17 protein-coding genes are annotated in these 20079 nt (G+C 58.7%); 9 read left to right on the top strand and 8 right to left on the bottom strand.

All coding sequences use genetic code 11. The annotated features are described in order from the left end of the window. Positions 1 to 40: 40 nt before the first annotated feature. The 6 genes from dnaN to AKL28_RS13375 form a co-directional block, all read right to left on the bottom strand. On the bottom strand, positions 41 to 1147 hold the full coding sequence (gene dnaN / locus AKL28_RS13395; RefSeq protein ID WP_050468648.1) for a DNA polymerase III subunit beta: 1107 nt from the start codon (positions 1145 to 1147) through the stop codon (positions 41 to 43). A gap of 215 nt (positions 1148 to 1362) precedes the next feature. Continuing rightward, positions 1363 to 1722, bottom strand: coding sequence for a hypothetical protein (locus AKL28_RS24495; protein ID WP_156226337.1), 360 nt, complete (start codon positions 1720 to 1722; stop codon positions 1363 to 1365). 107 nt (positions 1723 to 1829) lie between these two features. After that, on the bottom strand, positions 1830 to 3248 hold the full coding sequence (gene dnaA, locus AKL28_RS13390) for a chromosomal replication initiator protein DnaA (RefSeq protein ID WP_050468647.1): 1419 nt from the start codon (positions 3246 to 3248) through the stop codon (positions 1830 to 1832). Between the two features lie 280 nt (positions 3249 to 3528). Then, on the bottom strand, positions 3529 to 4296 hold the full coding sequence (locus AKL28_RS13385; RefSeq protein ID WP_050468646.1) for a class II glutamine amidotransferase: 768 nt from the start codon (positions 4294 to 4296) through the stop codon (positions 3529 to 3531). A 229-nt stretch (positions 4297 to 4525) separates the two neighbouring features. Further along, positions 4526 to 4843 (bottom strand): hypothetical protein, encoded by a 318-nt coding sequence (locus tag AKL28_RS13380; RefSeq protein ID WP_050468645.1) that lies wholly within the window; start codon positions 4841 to 4843, stop codon positions 4526 to 4528. A 496-nt stretch (positions 4844 to 5339) separates the two neighbouring features. Next, on the bottom strand, positions 5340 to 5576 hold the full coding sequence (locus tag AKL28_RS13375) for a hypothetical protein (protein ID WP_050468644.1): 237 nt from the start codon (positions 5574 to 5576) through the stop codon (positions 5340 to 5342). A gap of 156 nt (positions 5577 to 5732) precedes the next feature. Here AKL28_RS13375 and AKL28_RS13370 point away from each other — a divergent pair, with 156 nt between their 5' ends. Both AKL28_RS13370 and AKL28_RS13365 read left to right on the top strand, forming a co-directional pair. Further along, positions 5733 to 6692 carry a LysR family transcriptional regulator gene (locus AKL28_RS13370; RefSeq protein ID WP_050468643.1) on the top strand — a complete coding sequence of 320 codons (960 nt, stop codon included), beginning with the start codon at positions 5733 to 5735 and terminating at the stop codon, positions 6690 to 6692. A 147-nt stretch (positions 6693 to 6839) separates the two neighbouring features. Beyond that, positions 6840 to 8876, top strand: a complete 2037-nt coding sequence (locus tag AKL28_RS13365) for an AsmA family protein (RefSeq protein WP_174525347.1) — start codon at positions 6840 to 6842, stop codon at positions 8874 to 8876. Between the two features lie 614 nt (positions 8877 to 9490). Here the strand turns inward: AKL28_RS13365 and AKL28_RS13360 are convergent. Both AKL28_RS13360 and AKL28_RS13355 read right to left on the bottom strand, forming a co-directional pair. After that, positions 9491 to 9793, bottom strand: a complete 303-nt coding sequence (locus AKL28_RS13360; protein WP_050468641.1) for a 2Fe-2S iron-sulfur cluster-binding protein — start codon at positions 9791 to 9793, stop codon at positions 9491 to 9493. 486 nt (positions 9794 to 10279) lie between these two features. Then, positions 10280 to 11164, bottom strand: a complete 885-nt coding sequence (locus AKL28_RS13355) for a LysR family transcriptional regulator (protein WP_050468640.1) — start codon at positions 11162 to 11164, stop codon at positions 10280 to 10282. 236 nt (positions 11165 to 11400) lie between these two features. Between AKL28_RS13355 and AKL28_RS13350 the strand changes: the two genes are divergently transcribed. From AKL28_RS13350 to AKL28_RS13320, 7 genes are all read left to right on the top strand, one after another. After that, positions 11401 to 12912, top strand: coding sequence for a CoA-acylating methylmalonate-semialdehyde dehydrogenase (locus AKL28_RS13350; protein WP_050468639.1), 1512 nt, complete (start codon positions 11401 to 11403; stop codon positions 12910 to 12912). Positions 12913 to 13012: 100 nt separating this feature from the next. Beyond that, entirely contained in the window at positions 13013 to 14635 is a 1623-nt protein-coding gene (locus AKL28_RS13345) for a GMC family oxidoreductase (protein ID WP_050468638.1), read from the top strand. Positions 14636 to 14848: 213 nt separating this feature from the next. Continuing rightward, the gene (locus tag AKL28_RS13340) at positions 14849 to 15619 is read left to right on the top strand and encodes an ABC transporter ATP-binding protein (protein ID WP_050468637.1); all 771 of its coding nucleotides are present in this window, start codon (positions 14849 to 14851) and stop codon (positions 15617 to 15619) included. A 23-nt stretch (positions 15620 to 15642) separates the two neighbouring features. Then, positions 15643 to 16383 carry an ABC transporter ATP-binding protein gene (locus AKL28_RS13335; RefSeq protein WP_050468636.1) on the top strand — a complete coding sequence of 247 codons (741 nt, stop codon included), beginning with the start codon at positions 15643 to 15645 and terminating at the stop codon, positions 16381 to 16383. A gap of 163 nt (positions 16384 to 16546) precedes the next feature. After that, positions 16547 to 17758 carry an ABC transporter substrate-binding protein gene (locus AKL28_RS13330; RefSeq protein ID WP_050468635.1) on the top strand — a complete coding sequence of 404 codons (1212 nt, stop codon included), beginning with the start codon at positions 16547 to 16549 and terminating at the stop codon, positions 17756 to 17758. Positions 17759 to 17973: 215 nt separating this feature from the next. After that, positions 17974 to 18858, top strand: a complete 885-nt coding sequence (locus AKL28_RS13325) for a branched-chain amino acid ABC transporter permease (protein ID WP_050468634.1) — start codon at positions 17974 to 17976, stop codon at positions 18856 to 18858. 13 nt (positions 18859 to 18871) lie between these two features. Next, a complete protein-coding gene (locus AKL28_RS13320; protein WP_050468633.1) occupies positions 18872 to 19852 on the top strand; it encodes a branched-chain amino acid ABC transporter permease in 981 nt (326 codons plus the stop codon). Positions 19853 to 20079: the final 227 nt, after the last annotated feature.

The raw sequence follows: 20079 nt of genomic DNA, 5'->3' as shown, positions 1-20079 counted from the left end.
CGTCTCAGACGGCCCCTCGTTCGCTTGCACGCGGCAACGCTTAAATGCGCATCGGCATGACGACGTACTTGAAGTCGGCGTTGTCCGGGATGGTGACCAGGGCCGACGAGTTGGCATCGCCCAGGGCGATGTTGACGTAGTCGTTCTTCAGGTTGTTGAGCACGTCGAGCAGGTAGCTGACGTTGAAACCGATGTCGACGGTGTCGCCGCCGTAGTCGATTTCGAGTTCTTCGACCGCTTCTTCCTGGTCGGCGTTGGTGGAGCTGATCTTGAGGCTGCCGGGAGCGATCACCCAGCGCACGCCCTTGAACTTGTCGCTGGTCATGATGGCGGCGCGCTGCAGCGAACGCAGCAGCTGTTCGCGGCTGATGGTGAAGCCGTTCTTGTAGCCCTTGGGCACCACGCGGGTGTAGTCGGGGAACTTGCCTTCGACCAGCTTGGAGATCAGCTCGATGTCGGCGAAGGTCAGCTTGACCTGGTTGTTGGCGATTTCCAGTTTGACTTCTTCATCGCTCTCGTCGAGCAGGCGCTGCAGCTCGATGATGGTCTTGCGCGGGATGATGACTTCCTGGCGCGGGAATTCCTGTTCGGTGGCGACCTGGCAGAAGGCCAGGCGGTGGCCGTCGGTGGCGACCGCGATGACGTTCTTGCCTTCGACGACCAGCAGCAGGCCGTTCAGGTAGTAGCGGATGTCCTGTTGGGCCATGGAGAAGTGGACCATGTTGAACAGGTGCTTCAGGGTCTTTTGCGGCAGGGTGACTTGCGCGTTGTACTGCTCGGCCTGGGCGACGGTGGGGAATTCTTCCGCGGCCAGGGTCTGCAGCGCGAAGCGCGATTTGCCGGATTGCACGGTCAGGCGCTTGTTGGCAAGCGAGATGGAGACTTCGCCGGAATCGGGCAGGGCGCGCAGGATGTCGAGCAGCTTGCGCGCGGCCACGGTAGTGGCGATGGCTTCGCTGCCGGAACCGACTTCGGCGTGCGTGGTGATCTGCACTTCGATATCGGTGGACAGGAAAGACACTTTCTCGCCGTCCTTGCGGATGAGGATATTGGCCAGAATCGGCAATGTGTGCCGACGCTCGACAATACCGCTCACGATCTGCAGAGGACGCAGGAGCGTGTCTCTTTGGGTTTTAACCAATTGCATAGTCTGTTTGTCCTTGCTAATAGTGGTTTAAAGGATGCCGTTGGCTGACTGGCCGCTCATGCAAATGTCGCGCGTGTTCCCCCTCTGGTGAAAACAACCGGAACCTGCCTGGAATACGCAACGCTCCTGCATTTGCACGGCCTGCCCTCAGCCGGTCCGAAACCTGTTCCGATGTCGCCGGCAAGCTTTTGGCGGGCAAATTATTGTGTTTTTGATCACAACCATGAACCATCCGGCTTACCTGACAACACCTTAGGAACATTTGAAGGCAAATCCCCCATTTTTAAAGAGGTTTTCTCCGAAGTTTCCACGATATCCCGCGAATTTTCCGCGTGCTGGGCGGCCCTGGCGTCCGCCGGCGAAATATCGCCTTCCATTGTACCAATCATCCCCCTTGAACGTAAGTTTTTGCCTAGGAAACGAGTACTTTTGGCGATTGGATTGTCCGGGATCAGTATTGGTGCGGCGAAATCCCTGGGATCGCGGGCCGGGGCGGCTTTCAGGCGGCCGGATGGCGAGGGGGCGGGGCGGTCGCCGGCCGCTTTATCGTTGTGCCGGAGAAGGTCCGGAACCATGTGGCGTTTATCGCATATCGGCGGTCAACGCTTCGGCTTCTACAAATAAAAATGCCGCCCAACTCACGTGGGCGGCATGTTGCCGGCATGGCGAACAGCTTGCCGGATCAGCCTTTGAGGGTCTGCTCCAGCACGTGCAGCTCGTGGTTGCATTCCGGGCTCTTGGCGCGGTCGGCGGAGATCTTGCGCACGGCGTGCAGCACCGTGGTGTGGTCGCGGCCGCCGAACAGGTCGCCGATTTCGGGCAGGCTCTTCTGGGTCAGTTCCTTGGCCAGGTACATGGCGATCTGGCGCGGCCGGGCGATGTTGGCCGGGCGCTTTTTCGAGTACATGTCGGCGACCTTGATGTTGAAGAAGTCGGCCACGGTCTTCTGGATGTTTTCCACCGAGATCTGGCGGTTCTGCACCGAGAGCAGGTCCTTCAGGGCTTCCTTGACGACATCGATGGTGATGTCCTTGCCGTGGAAGCGCGAGTAGGCCAAGATCTTGCGCAGCGCGCCTTCCAGCTCGCGCACGTTGGAACGCAGGTGCTTGGCGACGAAGAAGGCGACGTCGTCGGACAGCACGACTTCTTCGGCTGCCGCTTTTTTCATCAGGATGGCCACCCGCATTTCCAGCTCGGGCGGCTCGATCGCCACCGTCAGGCCGGAGTCGAAACGGGAGATCAGGCGGTCGTCCATGCCGCTGATTTCCTTGGGGTAGGTATCACTGGTGATGATGATCTGTTTCTTGGCCGCGATCAGCGCTTCGAAGGCGTAGAAGAATTCTTCCTGGGTGCGGCTCTTGCCGCCGAAGAACTGGATATCGTCGATCAGCAGCAGGTCCAGCGAGTGGTAATAACGCTTGAAGTCGTCGAAACCCTTGCGCTGGTAGGCGGTGACCACGTCGCGCACGTATTGCTCGGCGTGGATGTAGCGGATCTTGGCGCCGGGGTTATCCACAAGCACCTGGTTGCCGATGGCGTGGATGATGTGGGTCTTGCCCAGGCCCACGCCGCCATACAGGAACAGCGGGTTGTATGACACGCCGGGGTTGTTGGCAACCTGGGTGGCGGCCGCGCGGGCGAGCTGGTTGGCCTTGCCGGTGACCAGGTTGTCGAAAGTCAACACGGGGTTGATGCGCGACTGTTCCTGGCGCGGCGCGACCGCGCGCACGGGCTCCGGTTCGGACTGGTAAGCCTGGGCCGAGGGCAGCCCGAGGCCGGAAATGCCATTGCCGCCACCTGCCTGGTGGCCCGTATCGGCGCCGCCGTTGGTGGCCGCTGCCGCGCGCCGGGCTTGGCCCACACGCGGGTCGAGCACGAATTGCACTTCGATCGGGGACTCCCAGTATTCACTGGCGAGGTTGGTGATGCGGCTGGCAAACTGGGCCTTGACCCAGTCGAGTTTGAAACGGTTGGGCGCGGCGATGCGCAGCAGCCCGTCTTCATAGTCGAGCGGAATCAGCGGCTTGATCCAAGCGCTGTATTGTTGCGGAGTCAGTTCCTGCTCAAGTTTGATGGAGCAGGTCTGCCAGAAGTTTTCCATGAAGCTTTCTTATTGAATAGTAGTGCGGCGCCGTTGAACGGATTCAGGTCAGGACCGGTGGATAAAAAACAATGTCGGCCGAGGCGCAAACAAGGGACGCATTTTACCCCGCCGGGAGAAAGTTATCCACAGGGCGCGAGGCAGATTGGCAGAGTAAAAAATCATATCCATCGACAGGAAATGGTCGATTCGGACATTATTTTTTTAGCAAGGGGCCGCGCATGCGGTTTACCGGGGATAACCCCGATGGATTTTCTTTTTGGAAATATCCCGGTTCGTATCAGGCGATGACTTCGCCATCCACGAATACCTTGAGTTCGCCCGGCTGATATTGCGTCCAGACCTCATTGTTGGTCAGCGGCTGGGTGACGATGACGGCTACGCGGTCGTTCACCGTGGTGACCTGGGCGAAATCGACGGACAGGTCGTCATCCGACAGCTTGGCGGTGGCGAAGGGGTGCTGGCGGATGATGTAGTAGAGGTTGGTGGAGCAGTGCGTGTAGAGTGCCGATCCGTCCGAGAGCAGCATGTTGAAGGTGCCGTGGCCGGCGATGTAGTCGGCAATCTCGCGCAATGCGGCGCGCAGTTCGGCCAGCGGCGGCAGCGTGTCGCCGAAGCGCTTGCGGAACTCTTGCAGGATGTAGCAGAAGGCCTGTTCGCTGTCGGTGGTGCCGACCGGGCGGTAGGGGCCGTCGAGTTCCGGCGTGAAGTTCTTCAGGTCGCCGTTGTGGGCGAATACCCAATAGCGCCCCCACAGCTCGCGCACGAAGGGATGGCAATTGGCCAGCGCCACGCGGCCCTGGGTGGCCTTGCGGATGTGGGCGATGACGTGCTGCGACTTGATCGGATACTGCTTGATCAGCTCGGCCACCGGGGAATCGATGGCGGCCTGGTGGTCGACGAAGGTACGCACGCCTGAGCCTTCGAAGAAGGCGATGCCCCAGCCGTCGCTGTGATGATCGGTCAATCCCCCTCGGGTGGCGAAACCGGTAAAGCTGAAGACGATATCGGTCGGGGTATTGCAGTTCATCCCAAGAAGCTGGCACATGATGTTTCTAGCGTGAATATAAGTGTTGCCGGACTGCCAAAGTTATCACGATTGCCTGCTGCCGGGAGCGGCCGGCTCCACAGGCACAGATAAAAAAAACCCCGCGAGCTTGCGCTTGCGGGGTTAATCCTTCCTAAAGAGGGAGGAGGAGACACAGTACGTACTACAAAACCTCAGGTTACTACTCGACTAGAAGTCGGCTTGCCTTGGAACGGCGACTGGCGCTCGCTTAGTCGCGCGCGGCCATGTTGCGCAGTTCGTTGGCGAAATTCGGTTGGGTCAGGCTGTATTCATTGGCCATGCGGTTCAACATGCGCTTGCCGCTGAACTTGTGCGCCAGGATGCGTTGCTCCAGCGACTTGCGCGGCTTGACCAGCACCAGGGCGGCTTGCGCCACTCCCATGAGCAGCGGCTTGAACACCATCAGGACAGTTACCAGTGCTCCCAGACCCAAGGCCGGGCGCATGTAGGCCGCCAGCATGCCGATCAGCGTCTGCGCGAAAGGAATCGCAGCTTCGGCGGGAAAGGCCAGGTTCAGGAAGGACATGATATTTCTACCTCTGATAATTCGTTTCGGTGCGCATCAGGCGCGTTCAATCTCACTGTTGTTGCATTGCAGTATATGTTTACAAGGTTTGTATGACTACTTTAGAGTTCTCATATCAGATATAGCGATGATGAATATGGCAGGGCGGGATTGCCGGCGAGTGGTTTGTGAATATCTCACCGGCCTTGCTGGTGTAGCCTCAGCAGCGGGCGTTTGTACCCGCGAAAAAAAACCCCACAGGCATGGCCTGCGGGGTTAATCCTTCCTAAAGAGGGAGGAGGAGACAACGGATCGGTGTCCAGACGCGTTGATCGAATCAGCGTCAACACAGGCGCCGTACGCGCCTGAACAACCGAAATCCCTGACACCGGAGGCGGTGGCCGGTTGGGCCTGCCGCCATGCCGCGCAGCGAATCGCGCACGGCCGGTAAAAACTTGAATCTTGTACTGCTTTGCCGCCGGCGCTTTATCAGCACCCGCCCGGCCAATGTTGCGAATTAACCGCGCGAAGCGATGAAACGCAGTTCAGCGGCCAGGTTCGGCTGGGTAGCTTCGAACTTGTCGGCCATGCGGTTCAGTTGGCGCGAACCGCTGGCGCGATCCTGTTCGGCGGCGACCAGGGCGACAGCTTGCAGCTCGTGGGCCTTCACGAAGTGGATGAAGATGTTGCGCATGACGGCTGCGAACTTGCTCTTGAATGTGGTGTTAACGGTGCTTTGTGCGATGGTTGCCATGATTCGATCCTTGACGTTATGTGTTATGTTGCATTGCAGTGTAGTGAACTCGTATTTATTTGACCAATTTCCTTTTCGGATATCAGTTATATAATTCGTGAATAGCGATTTCCTGAATTCATTCGCGATCCACTTTCCGCCGCAAAGGCCCGCCCTATGAGCTTCCTGACCCTGGACCTGAACCTGCTGCGCGTATTCGATGCAGTCATGACGGAGCAGAATCTGACGCGCGCGGCCAACTTGTTGGCCATGACCCAGCCGGCTGTCTCCAATGCGCTACGGCGGCTGCGCGATACCCTGAACGACGACCTGGTGATCCGCACCGCCCATGGCGTGAAGCCGACGCCGCGCGCCGAAGAACTGTGGCCGACCGTGCGCCGGGCGCTGTCCGAGCTGGAAGCGGTGATCGCGCCGGAAAGCTTCGATATCTCGCGGGCCCAGAATACCTTCCGCATGGCGATGGTGGACGCGACCGCGGCGCTGTGGCTGCCGTCGCTGGTGCGCACCATCATGCGCGACGCGCCGCGCATCAAGATCCGCATGATGCCGCTGACCACCCGCGACCCGCGCGCCATGCTGCTGCGCGGCGACATTGATCTCGCGGTCGGCTTTTTCCCCGGCGTGACGGCGCAACTGGCCGATGGCCAAGGCATGGCCAAGAGCCAGATCAGCCATGCCCGGCTGTACACCGGCCAATACGTGTGCGTGATGCACAAGAACCATCCGCTGGCGGGCCAGCCGCTGACGCTGGACACCTACTGCGCGGCCGACCACCTGCTGGTGAGCCTGTCGGGCAAGCCGCATGCGGTGATCGACGACGTGCTGGCCGGCATGAACCGCGAGCGCAAGATCCTGCTGACGGTGAACCAGTTCTTCACGGCCGGGCGCATCGTTGCCAGTTCGGAATTGCTGACGGTGCTGCCGCGCCACCTGGTGGCCGCCACCGGCATGGCCGAAGTGCTGGTGGTCAAGGAACTGCCATTCCAGACGCCGGAAGAACACGTCGATATGCTGTGGCACGAGCGCGATGCGCGCAATCCGGCGCACAAATGGCTGCGCGCGCACTTGAGTGCAACGACTCATGACGAATTCGGTCGTATCAACATGAAGCGCTGATGCGGCGCATGCAGGTATAAGAATCCCGTTGGAACCCCGCGGCTGCCCAGGAGACAGGCGGCTGCCGGGATCGCCTGTACCGGACATCTCCGGAGACCGTCGCATCGGCGCATGTTGATCAAAACCCTCACGGGAACAACCATGCCAATGCCGCGTATCCGAAAAATAATCCTGTGGCTCGTCGCCAGCCTTTTCATCGTCATCGCTGCCGCGGTGATCTTCCTCCTCACCTTCGACTGGAACCGGGCCAAGCCCTGGATCAACCAGCGCGTATCCGAATCGATCGGACGCGAATTCGCCATCAACGGCGACCTCTCGCTGCAATGGCAACGCGCCGGAGAAACCGCGCCATCGCAATCCGGATGGTCGAGCTGGGTGCCTTGGCCGCGGCTGCAGGCGCAAGACATCACGCTGGCCAATCCCGATGCCTTCAGCCAGTCCGGCAAGATGGCCACGATCAAGCAGGTCACTTTTACGCTCAACCCGGTGCCGCTGCTGGTGCATGACATCTCGGTGCCGACGCTGGAAATCCACAATCCCGACCTCGCACTCCTGCGCAACAAGGACAACGCCAACAACTGGACCTTCAAGAGCAGCGATAGCGGACCTTCCGAGTGGAACCTGAAACTGGGGCGGCTGATCCTGCGCCAGGGCACATTCAAACTGGATGACGCCATCCAGAAAATCGACATCAAGGCCGAGATCGACACCCTCGACCCCGACAAGGAAAAGGTCTACGGCCTGGGCTGGAAATTGAAGGGCAGCTTCAACGGCGCACCGGTCTCAGGTGACGGCCGTGCCGGCGGCGTGCTCTCGCTGCAGAATCGGCAACAGCCATATCCATTGCAAGCCAGCGTGAAGGTAGGCAAGACCGCCATCGGCGTGCGCGGCACGCTGACCAAACCGGCCCAGCTGGCGGCGCTGGATCTGCGCCTGTCGGTCTCGGGCGCCAGCATGGGCAACCTGTATCCGCTGACCGGGATCTTGCTGCCGGAAACGCCGCCCTTCGCCACCGAAGGACATCTGCTCGGCAAGATCGACGCCACCCACAGCGAATGGCGCTATGAAGAATTCACCGGCAAGGTCGGCAGCAGCGATGTGGGAGGCACGCTGTCTTACAACACCAGCGGTCCACGTCCGCGGCTGGACGGCGCCATCACTTCCAACTTGCTGCGTTTCGAGGATCTGGCGCCGCTGATCGGGGCCGACTCCAATGAGGAAAAAATGCAGCGCGGCGCACAGGAACGCCAGCCGGCGGGCAAGGTGCTGCCGGTCAAGCAGTTCAGCACCGATGCCTGGGGCACGCTGGACGCCGACGTCAAACTGACCGGCAAACGTATCGTCAAGCAAAAGGACCTGCCGATCAGTGACCTGCAAGCGCACCTGGTTCTCAAGGACAAGGTGTTGACGCTGGATCCGCTGAGCTTTGGCGTGGCCGGCGGCAACCTGAGTTCGACCATCCGCCTCGATGGCCAGGATAAACAGATGAAGTCCGATATGAGCTTGTCGGCGCGTCGCATCAAGATCCAGAAGCTGTATCCGGAACTGGACGCGTCCAAAACCAGCTTTGGCGAAATCAACGGCGATGCCAAGTTGAGTGCGACCGGCAATTCGGTGGCGGCGATGCTGGGTTCGGCCAATGGCGAGGTCAAGACCCTGGTCAACCAGGGCGCCATCAGCAAATTCCTGCTGGAAGCGGCTGGCCTGAATGTGGGCAATATCGTCATCAGCAAGCTGTTCGGCGATAAGGAGGTGAAGCTCAATTGCCTGGCCGGCGATTTTCCGGTCAGCAATGGGGTGATGGATATCCGTACTTTCGTGCTGGATACCGAAGATGCGCTGATCAGCGCCGACGGCACGGTGGACATGAAACAGGAAAAACTGGACCTGACCATCCATCCCAAGAGCAAGGGCCTGCGCATTATCTCGCTGCGTTCGCCGCTGTACGTATCGGGCACGTTCAAGAATCCGGATGTCGGCGTGAATAAGGCGGTATTGGCGCTGCGGGCCGGCGGAGCGCTGGCGCTGGGCTTGCTGGCGCCGGTGACCGCCATCTTGCCGCTGATCAACGTGGATGGCGAACAAAAGGCCGATTGTGCCAATCTGCTGGAGGAAGTGAAAAAGCAGCCGCAAGCGCCGCCAGCGGGAAAAACCAGTGCCAGGAAAGTTTCGCCTAAAAAATAGGCATAGAAGAAATTTGATTTTTTAACATCGTTGGCCGGGGGATAACTCTCCCGGCCTTTGTCTTTTTTGGCGGTTCTTTTCCAGCCGTCAGTATTTGGGCAGGTTATTGGGGAAGCCCAAACCATCCAAAAATGCTTTCGAAACGGCCTATCGCCCCTGGAAATCCGATTGAAACGGGCTTGAAACAGCAAAAAATGCGGAATTACTGAAAATTGCCATTCGGCTCACGTTTTCCACAGGAAGCAGCTCAACCTGTGGATAAAGGTCTGGATAACTTTTTCATGGATTGGGGAAAACTAGGGAAGTTATTCACGGCCGATTTTTTATCCAAGAACTGTCCTTCGGCCATACACGCCTTGCCAAGTGTTTATACTTTTCGCAACCCCATGATTTTTTTCCGGTAAACCGGGTTATCCACAGAAAAGGGCCTGTGTTAACTATTACCTACTATTTATATATATAGACTTATTCAAAAGAGCAGAAAACCCGAATTCCGGGAAAAACACCATCCCCAACATCCCAACCCCTCCTGAATTCACTCATCTGACCAAAGCGATATTTCCATCCATGTGAAAAACAGGATTTCCTGATGGATCGAACAGAACGCGCTCAGCTCATCCTTCCAGGTCGATCGCAAGGGGTACCTCCAACACCAGGTCGGATTGCGCTTCAGCTACGCAAGGAAGGATCCAGCCCTCTTCTTTTTCTTCTTTGGTCAGCCCCGGCCATTCGATTTGGTAACTTACCGTGCCGGACTTCAGTTTGCACATGCAAGTACGGCAAGTGCCGTTACGGCAGGAATTGGGAAGGCGGATGAATTGGGCCAAGGCCGATTGCAGCAGCGATAGTCCTGGACGCTGTTCAAAACGCAGGCCGACTGGCTGGATATCAATGGAATGGGGCTGAGCAGGTGGCATGTGACGATGGATGTTCGATGCGATGGCGTAATGACGGCTTATCGATGCTTTTGGTCATTCATTTCAGGCGCCTGTGGATAAGTCTCTGCATATCTGCTGCGCGAATTGGGAATATCTCTGGGAATTATCCAAAAGCGAAAATTTATCCAATATTTGTTCTTGAGCTATGCAGAAGCTTACCAAGCGTTTATCCAAGACGTAAATTGCTGATTCAATTCAGGTAAACAAGCTTATCCACAGAAAAGTCCTGCGTTAACTATTACTACTATCTTTATATATAAACTTTTAATTTAAAAAACAGAAAAGCGGAATTGCGGGGATAACCTGAAAAAGCGCCACAAAAACAATTCAAAGGAAGAATTCAACAACGACGGCGTACTCAACAAGCACCGGAGGTGACATCCAGTGTTTTTGTTCGGCAAGGGGGAGGGATAAAAGGGAGCCGCTTGCTGGTTCAAGACCCGCAAGCGGTAGTCGAACGAAAATTCAATACTTCCAGATTTCCTGGAGCACCTGAAATACTGCCTTGATGGCATCTTCGTTCTGACGTTTCTCCAAGGCGATGAAACGCAGTTCGGTCGACAGGTCGACTGCGTCAGCGATGACCAGACCGTGGGCATGTGCCTGGCTGAGGGCAATCGACTCCCGCGCCAGCGACAGGCCTACCCCCGATTTCACCAGATCCAGCATGGAAGACTCCTGGTCGACCAGGGCCACGGTGTCCGGTTGCACCTTGTGTTGCGCGAATACCTTGCTCAGCAGCCGGTGATGGGCGGACTCCGGCGGTGTCCAGATCCAGGGCAGGCGCGACAGTTCTTTCCAGCCTTTGCCGGAAACCCGGCTTTTCCAGCCGGCCGGGGCAATCACGTTGTAGGTGAAAGGGGTCAGCGTCATGGCATGGAAACCCTTGCCCGGGTCGCCCAGGAAAAAACCGACATCCAGCCGTCCGTGCCGGATTTCATTCAGGACCGAGCCCGACATGTGATGGGACAACTTGGTGGATAACTGCGGGTGGCGTTCGACCAGCAGCTTGAGGAAGGCGCCCAGGCGGATGAATTCCGGATCGAGGATGGTGCCGATGGCCAGCGAACCGGACAGGTGGTCGGCGCTGGTCTGCAAGGCAGCCGCATGGCGACGCAGCTCTTGCAGGTCGGCCAGCACGCGTTCGGCCAATGGCAGCAGTTTGTTGCCTTCTGCCGTCAGCACCATGCCGGCGGCAGTGCGGGTGAACAAGGCCAGGCCCAGTTGTTCCTGCAGCGATTTGATCTGCAGGCTGACGGCGGGTTGGCTGACATGCAGTTTTTCAGCGGCGCGGGTCAGGTTGCCTTCCCGGGCGACTGTGATAAAAGCGCGTAACTGTATGATATCCATCGCTAATTCTTGTTAATTTCGCTTTTCACGTACTAAGTCGCGTACGTCGTAAATGATAGGTTTATAAGTTGTTCTTATATTTCTGTTGATAATAACTCATTGGATAGGATCGAATTGTCGCGATATTCTTCCAACGTCTGCCTAATTTAGCTTTCATCGGCACTTCCACCACGGGCCAACAGGATCGGGAGACAGATCCGGCCCGGATTGATATATCCATCACCAAAGGAATACTTATGAGCATCCCGCACATCGACCATTTCATCAACGGCAAGCTGGCGCGATCGGAAAGCGGCCGCAGCCAGGACGTATTCAATCCGGCTACCGGCGATGTGGCGGCCAAGGTGTCGCTGGCATCGGTGCAGGAAGTCAATGCGGCGGTGGCGGCTGCCAGCGCGGCGGCGCCGGCCTGGGCCGAGACTGCGCCGTTGAAGCGCGCACGCGTGCTGTTCAAGTTCAAGGAGCTGATCGAACAGAACCACGATGCGTTGGCCAAGGCGATCACGCTGGAACATGGCAAGGTGTTTTCGGATGCCAAGGGCGAGGTGACCCGTGGATTGGAAATCGTGGAATTCGCGACCGGCATTCCGCAACTGCTCAAGACCCAGTTCACCGACAACATCGGCGGCGGCATCGACAACTGGAACCTGCGCCAGCCGCTGGGCGTCACCGCCGGCATCACGCCGTTCAACTTCCCGGTGATGGTGCCGCTGTGGATGGCGCCGATCGCCATCGCTACCGGCAACAGCTTCGTGCTGAAGCCTTCCGAACGCGATCCGTCGCCTTCGCTGATGCTGGCGGAGCTGTTCAAGCGTGCAGGCCTGCCTGATGGCGTATTCAACGTGGTCCAGGGCGACAAGGTCGCGGTCGATGCGCTGCTGGAGCATCCCGAGGTGCAGGCGGTGTCTTTCGTCGGCTCGACGCCGATCGCCGAATATATCTATCGCAAGGCAACCGAGCGCGCCGGTACCTTCCCGCTGCGTGCGCAAGCGCTGGGCGGCGCCAAGAACCACCTGGTGGTGATGCCTGACGCCAATCTTGAGCAGGCGGTCGACGCACTGATAGGCGCGGCTTACGGTTCGGCCGGCGAGCGTTGCATGGCGATTTCGGTCGCGGTGGCGGTCGGCAGTGTGGCCGACAAGCTGGTGGACGCGCTGATTCCGCGTGTGAAGGCTCTGAAGGTCAAGAATGGCATGGAGGACGATGCCGAGATGGGGCCGCTGGTGACCGCTGCCCACAAGGCCAAGGTCGAGGGCTATATCCAGAGCGGTGTCGATGCCGGCGCCAAGCTGCTGGTGGACGGCCGCGGTTTGAAGGTGCCGGGCCATGAAAACGGCTTCTTCATCGGCGGTACGCTGTTCGACAACGTGACCACCGACATGAAAATCTACCAGGAAGAAATCTTCGGCCCGGTACTGTGCGTGGTGCGTGTGCCGGACTTTGCCGAGGCGGTGAAGCTGATTAATGCACATGAGTATGGCAATGGTGTGTCACTATTCACCGCCGACGGCAATACCGCGCATGAGTTCTCGCGCCGTATCCAGGTGGGCATGGTCGGCATCAACGTGCCGATTCCGGTGCCGATGGCATGGCACTCCTTCGGCGGCTGGAAGCGCTCGCTGTTCGGCGATACGCATGCCTATGGCGAAGAGGGGATCCGCTTCTATACGCGTTACAAGTCCATCATGCAGCGCTGGTCGGCGACCATCGGCAAGGGGGCCGAGTTCACGATGCCGGTGGCGAAGTAATCTGCGTGTAAAGATATCTTGGTATGGTCGTCCCGGCTTTGGCCGGGGCGGCAGGCAAGAATAAGAACGGCCGGAACGGCCAATAAAAAACGGAGACACCATGCAATCGGCAGGGCAATACGACTACATCATCATCGGCGCCGGCACAGCCGGTTGCGTGCTGGCCAACCGCCTTTCCAAGCAACCCGGCGTGAAGGTGCTGCTGCTGGAAGCAGGGGCCAAGGATGATTACATCTGGATCCACATCCCGGTGGGCTACCTCTATTGCATCAACAATCCCCGCACCGATTGGATGTTTCGCACCGAGGCCGATCCCGGGCTGAACGGGCGCAGCCTGATCTACCCGCGGGGCAAGGTGCTGGGCGGCAGTTCCTCGATCAACGGCATGATCTACATGCGCGGACAGGCGCGCGATTACGACGAGTGGGCGCGCATGACGGGCGATGACAGCTGGCGCTGGGACAATGTGCTGCCGCTGTTTCGGAAGAGCGAGGATTACTACCGCGGCAGCGATGAATTCCATGGCGCCGGGGGCGAATGGCGAGTGGAAAAGCAGCGCCTGAGATGGGACATCCTCGATGCGTTCCGCGAGGCGGCTGCCGAAAACGGCATTCCCAAGGTCGACGATTTCAACCGTGGCGACAATGAAGGTTGCGGCTATTTCGATGTGAACCAGAAACGCGGTATCCGCTGGAATGCATCGAAGGCGTTTTTGCGGCCGGCGATGAAAAGCGGCAACCTCGACATTATGACCGGTTCGCATGTGAAGAAACTCCGATTCTCTCGTGGTGAGAATGGACTGGTCTGCACCGGTGTGGAATTTACCGGCGGAGGCAGCGAGTGGTTTGCCGAATCGAAGAAGGAAACCATCCTGTCGGCCGGGGCGATCGGATCGCCCCATATCCTGCAGCTGTCGGGCATCGGCAACGGCGAACTCCTGCAGCAGCACCAGATTCCGGTAGTGCATGCGTTGCCAGGCGTGGGCGAGAACTTGCAGGACCATCTGCAGATTCGCACGGCCTTCAAGGTCAGCGGGGCCAAGACGCTCAATGCGATGGCATCCACGCTTGTCGGCAAGATGAAGATCGGCCTGGAATACATGCTGACGCAAAGTGGACCGATGTCCATGGCGCCGTCGCAACTTGGCGCCTTTGCCCGGTCCGACCCGTTGCAGGCCCGGGCCAACCTGGAATATCACGTGCAGCCGCTGTCGCTGGAAAAATTCGGCGATCCGCTGCATCCTTTCCCGGCCTTTACCGCCAGTGTGTGCAACCTGCGTCCGACTTCGCGCGGCCATGTGCGACTCGCCTCCACCGACCATGCGCTGGCGCCGAAGATCACCACCAATTACCTGTCCACGCCGGAAGACCTGAAGGTGGCGGCCGATTCGCTTAAGTTGACGCGCCGCATCGCCGCCGCGCCGGCGCTGGCGAAGTACATGCCGCAGGAGTTCAAGCCCGGTTTGCAATACCAGACTGAAGAGGATCTCTATCGTGCCGCGGGTGAAGTAGGCACGACGATTTTCCATCCTGTGGGCACTTGCAGCATGGGGCGCGCCGACGATGCGGCGGCGGTGGTGGACTCGCAATGCCGTGTGCGCGGGGTGTCCGGATTGATGGTGGCAGACGCATCCGTGATGCCTGCCATCACATCCGGCAATACCAACTCGCCGACGGTGATGATCGCCGAGAAAGTCGCATCAGCTCTGCTTTCCAGGGGGTGAGACAATATTTTTGAGGCGCTGGCCGATACGGTACTTATACGTATTGTAGGAATGGTACTACTCGGCTACTATGCGCCAAATATTAAAAAGAGCTTCTCAATTCGCCAGATAAGAACCGCGGTCTCTCATGCCAAAAGCGTTGGGCGATTTGCAGCAGGGCAGGCCTCGATGACCGGATAAACCGGCACGGGCATCAAAGGGAAAGATGAGACTATGACAGACGTCATTCTGGAGACAAGGAACCTGACGAAGGAATTCAAGGGTTTCACGGCAGTAAGCGCGGTCAATCTGCAAATTGAGCGCGGCCACATTCATGCATTGATCGGCCCCAACGGCGCCGGCAAGACTACCTGCTTCAACCTGCTGACCAAATTCCTGGTGCCGACTTCGGGCCAGATCCTGTTCAACGGGAAGGACATCACATCGGAAGCGCCGGCGCAGATCGCGCGCCAGGGCATCATCCGTTCATTCCAGATTTCCGCCGTGTTCCCGCACATGAGTGTGCTGGAAAATGTGCGCATCGGCTTGCAGCGCAAGCTCGGCACTTCCTTCCATTTCTGGAAGAACGGCGAGAGCCTGAAGCAGCTCGACGCGCGCGCCATGGAATTGCTGGACGAGGTCGACCTGACCGATTTCGCGCACACCACCACCGTGGATTTGCCTTACGGCCGCAAGCGCGCGCTGGAGATCGCCACCACCCTGGCGATGGAACCGGAGCTGATGCTGCTGGACGAACCGACCCAGGGGATGGGGCACGAAGACGTGGACCGGGTCACTGCGCTGATCAAGAAAGTTTCGGCCGGCCGCACCATCCTGATGGTGGAACACAACATGAGCGTGATCGCAGGCATCTGCGACCGCATCAGCGTTTTGCAGCGCGGCGCCCTGTTGGCTGAAGGCACCTATGCGGAAGTCTCGCGCAACCCGCAGGTGATGGAAGCCTATATGGGTACGACCAGCGCCGAGCTGCAGGGAGCGCACTGATGACTACCGCAACTTCGGCAACCATGAATTCCACCGTGAGCACATCTTCTTCCAACGCGCCGCTGGCGCTGCAGATCAGCGACCTGCAATCGTGGTACGGCGAGTCGCACATCCTGCATAACGTCAACCTGAACGTGCGCCAGGGCGAAGTGGTGACGCTGCTGGGCCGCAACGGCGCCGGCCGCACCACCACGCTGCGTTCCATCATGGGCTTGGTCGGCACCCGCAAGGGATCCATCAAGATCAACGGCCAGGAAACCATCAACCTCGCCACGCACAAGATCGCCCATTTCGGCGTCGGCTATTGCCCGGAAGAGCGCGGCATTTTTTCTTCGCTGTCGGCGGAAGAAAACCTGATGCTGCCGCCGTTCGTGTCGAAGACGGACAAGGGCATGTCGATCGACGAGATCTATGACATGTTCCCCAACCTGAAAGAGCGCCGCAACAGCCAGGGCACGCGCCTGTCGGGCGGCGAACAGCAGATGCTGGCGGTGGCGCGCATCCTGCGCACCGGTGCACGCTTGCTGCTGCTGGACGAAATTTCCGAAGGCCTGGCGCCGGTCATCGTGCAGGCGCTCGCGCGCATGATCACTACCCTGAAAGCCAAGGGCTACACGATTGTGATGGTGGAGCAGAACTTCCGCTTTGCCGCCCCGCTGGCCGACCGCTTCTATGTGATGGAGCATGGCCAGATCGTCGAGTCGTTCGAAGCGTCGCAGCTTGAAGCCAAGATGCAGACCTTGAACGAATTGCTGGGCGTTTGATCGTTTCAAGACTTGCATCCGGATGTGAACGGATGCTGTCGCAAGAATCATAAAAAGTACTGCCAACAAGTACGTCGCGGGGAGGCGATCCCTTTTCCGCTCAACATAAAGCTGTCTCGCAGGTCTATCAATTTAGCGGGCTCATATAACTGAGGAGATGAAAATGAAACTTAAGGCAATGGCACTTGCTGTCACCGCTGCAGCCGCAGCGTTTTCCATGGTGTCGTCGGCATCGGCGCAGACCTCCGGAGACGTGATCAAGATCGGTTTCATCACCGATATCTCCGGTGTGTATTCCGACATCGACGGCCAGGGCGGCGCCGAAGCGATCAAGATGGCGATCGCTGACATGGGCGGTTCGGTCAACGGCAAGAAGGTTGAACTGCTGGTGGCAGATCACCAGAACAAGGCCGACGTCGCCGCCAGCAAGGCGCGCGAATGGTTCGACCAGCAGGGCGTGAACATGCTGATCGGCGGCACCAACTCGGGTACTGCGCTGGCTTCGGCCAAGGTTGCAGCCGAGAAGAAGAAGGTCTACATCCAGATCGGCGCCGGCTCCGCGCGCCTGACCAACGAAGAGTGCTCGCCGTACACCGTGCACTATGCGTATGACACCGTGGCCCTGGCCAAGGGTACCGGTTCGGCAGTGGTGAAGCAGGGCGGCAAGAGCTGGTTCTTCCTGACCGCCGACTACGCGTTCGGCCACTCGCTGGAAGCCGACACCGCAACCGTGGTGAAGGCATCGGGCGGTACCGTGGTCGGTTCCGTGAAGCACCCGCTGGGCGCTTCGGACTTCTCTTCCTTCCTGCTGCAGGCGCAAAGCTCCAAGGCGCAGATCATCGGCCTGGCCAATGCCGGCGGCGACTTCATCAACTCGGTCAAGGCGGCCAATGAGTTCGGCATCACCAAGACCGCCAAGCTGGCCGGCCTGCTGGTGTTCATCAACGACGTGCACTCGCTGACCCTGAAGACCACCGAAGGCCTGTACCTGACCGATAGCTGGTACTGGGATGCCAACGAAGAAACGCGCGCTTTTGCCAAGCGTTACTTCGCCGTGCGCAAGAAAATGCCTTCGTCGCTGCAAGCCGCCGACTACTCGGCAGCCCTGCAGTACCTGAAGGTGGTCAAGCAAATCGGTACCGACGATCCGGACAAGGTCATGGCCCAGCTGCGCAAGACCAAGTTCAACGACATGTACCAGAAGAACGGCTACCTGCGCGCCGACGGCCGCGTGATGCACGACATGTACCTGTACCAGGTCAAGGCGCAGTCGGAATCGAAGTATCCGTGGGACTACTACAAGCTGGTGCAGACCATTCCTGCTGAACAGGCATGGACCACCAAGGCAGAGTCCAAGTGCGCGCTGTGGAAGTAATGCGCAGGACGTATCACAGGCATCAACCGCATCAACGCTGAAAGGCGGCAGTAAAAGAAGCGGCAGTAAAGGCAATCCGCAAAATCTGTCATTTCTGCTGGCCGGAAATGGCAGATTTTTGCTGTTGGAAGCGGCCCCCGATTTTGTTCGCGGGCGGCTTCTGTCTAGGCAAATAAGCGGTTGCGTTCTTCACCCATCTGGATGAACGGGTTTTTATGGAACTATTCGGAATCCCCTTGCAAGCCTTGCTGAGCCAGCTCCTGCTGGGGTTGGTCAACGGCTCTTTCTACGCCATGCTGTCGCTCGGCCTGGCAGTGATTTTCGGCTTGCTCAACGTGATCAACTTCGCGCACGGAACGCTCTACATGATGGGCGCTTTCCTGGCTTGGATGGGGTTGAGTTACTTCGATCTCAATTACTGGGTCATGCTGGCGCTTGCGCCTGTCCTGGTCGGCATCTTCGGCATCATCATCGAGAAGACCATGCTGCGTTGGCTCTACAAGCTCGACCACTTGTATGGCCTGCTGCTGACGTTCGGCATCACGCTGATGATCGAGGGCATCTTCCGTTCCATCTATGGCGTCTCGGGCCAGCCGTATTCGGTGCCTGATGCGCTGCAAGGCGCAACCAACCTCGGCTTCATGGTGCTGCCGAACTACCGCGCATGGGTCGTCGTGGCCTCGTTGGTGGTGTGCTTCGTGACCTGGTTCGTGATCGAGAAGACGCGCCTGGGCGCTTACCTGCGCGCCGGTACCGAAAACCCCAAGCTGGTCGAAGCCTTCGGCATCAATGTGCCGCTGATGGTTACCCTCACGTATGGCTTTGGCGTGGGACTGGCGGCATTCGCGGGCGTGCTGGCGGCCCCGGTGATCCAGGTCTCTCCGCTGATGGGATCGAACCTGATCATTACCGTCTTCGCAGTGGTGGTGATCGGCGGCATGGGCTCCATCCTGGGCTCCATCGTCACCGGTCTTGCACTGGGCCTGATTGAAGGCCTGACCCGGGTGTTTTATCCCGAGCTGTCAGCCACCGTGGTGTTCATCATCATGGCGATCGTGCTGATGATCCGTCCGGCCGGCCTGTTCGGCAAAGAGAAATAATCGGGAGACCGGCATGAACAAGAAACTGATAGTTGTTATTTTGTTAATACTTGCATTGGCTGCACCGTTTGGGCTCTATCCGGTGTTCCTGATGAAGATGTTGTGCTTTGCGCTGTTCGCCTGCGCCTTCAACTTGCTGATCGGCTATACCGGCCTGCTGTCTTTCGGCCATGCTGCCTTCCTTGGTTGGGCCGGCTATCTGTGCGGCCAGGCGCTGAAGGTGTGGGGCCTACCGACGGAACTGGGCTTGCTGGTGGGCACCGGTGTGGCGGCGCTGATCGGCCTGGTGATGGGCTTGCTGGCAATCCGCCGCCAGGGCATCTACTTCACCATGATCACCCTGGCGCTGGCGCAGATGCTGTACTTCGTTGCGCTGCAGGCATCCTTTACCGGCGGTGAAGATGGCCTGCAAGGCGTGCCGCGCGGCAAGTTGCTGGGCTTTATCGATCTCAGCAACGACCTGACCTTGTACTACGTGGTGCTGGCCATCGCCATCTTCGGCTTCGCCCTGATCGTGCGCACCATCAACTCTCCCTTCGGCCAGGTATTGAAGGCGATCAAGGAGAACGAGCCGCGCGCCATCTCGCTGGGTTATGACGTGGCGCGCTACAAGCTGCTGGCCTTCGTGCTGTCGGCTGCGCTGTCCGGCCTGGCCGGCTCCACCAAGACCCTGGTGCTGGGCTTCGAGACGCTGACCGATGTGCACTGGAGCATGTCCGGCCTGGTGGTGCTGATGACCCTGGTTGGCGGGCTGGGTACCATCGTCGGTCCCATCGTCGGCGCCATCATCATCATCATGCTGGAGAACAAGCTGGGCGATATCGGCAGCTGGCTGGCGAATGTGACCCATATCGACTGGTTCAATACCCTGGGTGATTCGGTGACCATCGTGACCGGCTTCATCTTCATCATTTGCGTGCTCTTGTTCCGCAAGGGGATCGTTGGCGAAATCCTGGCCTTGACCAAGAAGGGATCGGCAAGCCAGTCGCACTGAGTTTGAGAGAGAAGTTCGCCATCCCTGCGATGGCATCCTTGCCGCCGGCAAGTCATCGAGAGATGATTGCCGGCGGTATTTTTTTGCCGGTACGGCCTGATTGCATAACAGATGCTGCTGTTGCGTAACAGAGAAAGGGCGGCTGGATCTGTTGCCAATGTGGAAGCTGAGGGCAGGGTAGAATAGCGCTCCCGGCCAGGGCCGGGAGCTGTATTCAACAATAACAA

Source organism: Herbaspirillum chlorophenolicum, from assembly GCF_001189955.1.
Taxonomy (GTDB): Bacteria; Pseudomonadota; Gammaproteobacteria; order Burkholderiales; family Burkholderiaceae_D; genus Herbaspirillum; species Herbaspirillum chlorophenolicum.
Note: the sequence above shows the minus strand (reverse complement) of the source record. Positions and strands in the feature narration are given on the sequence as shown.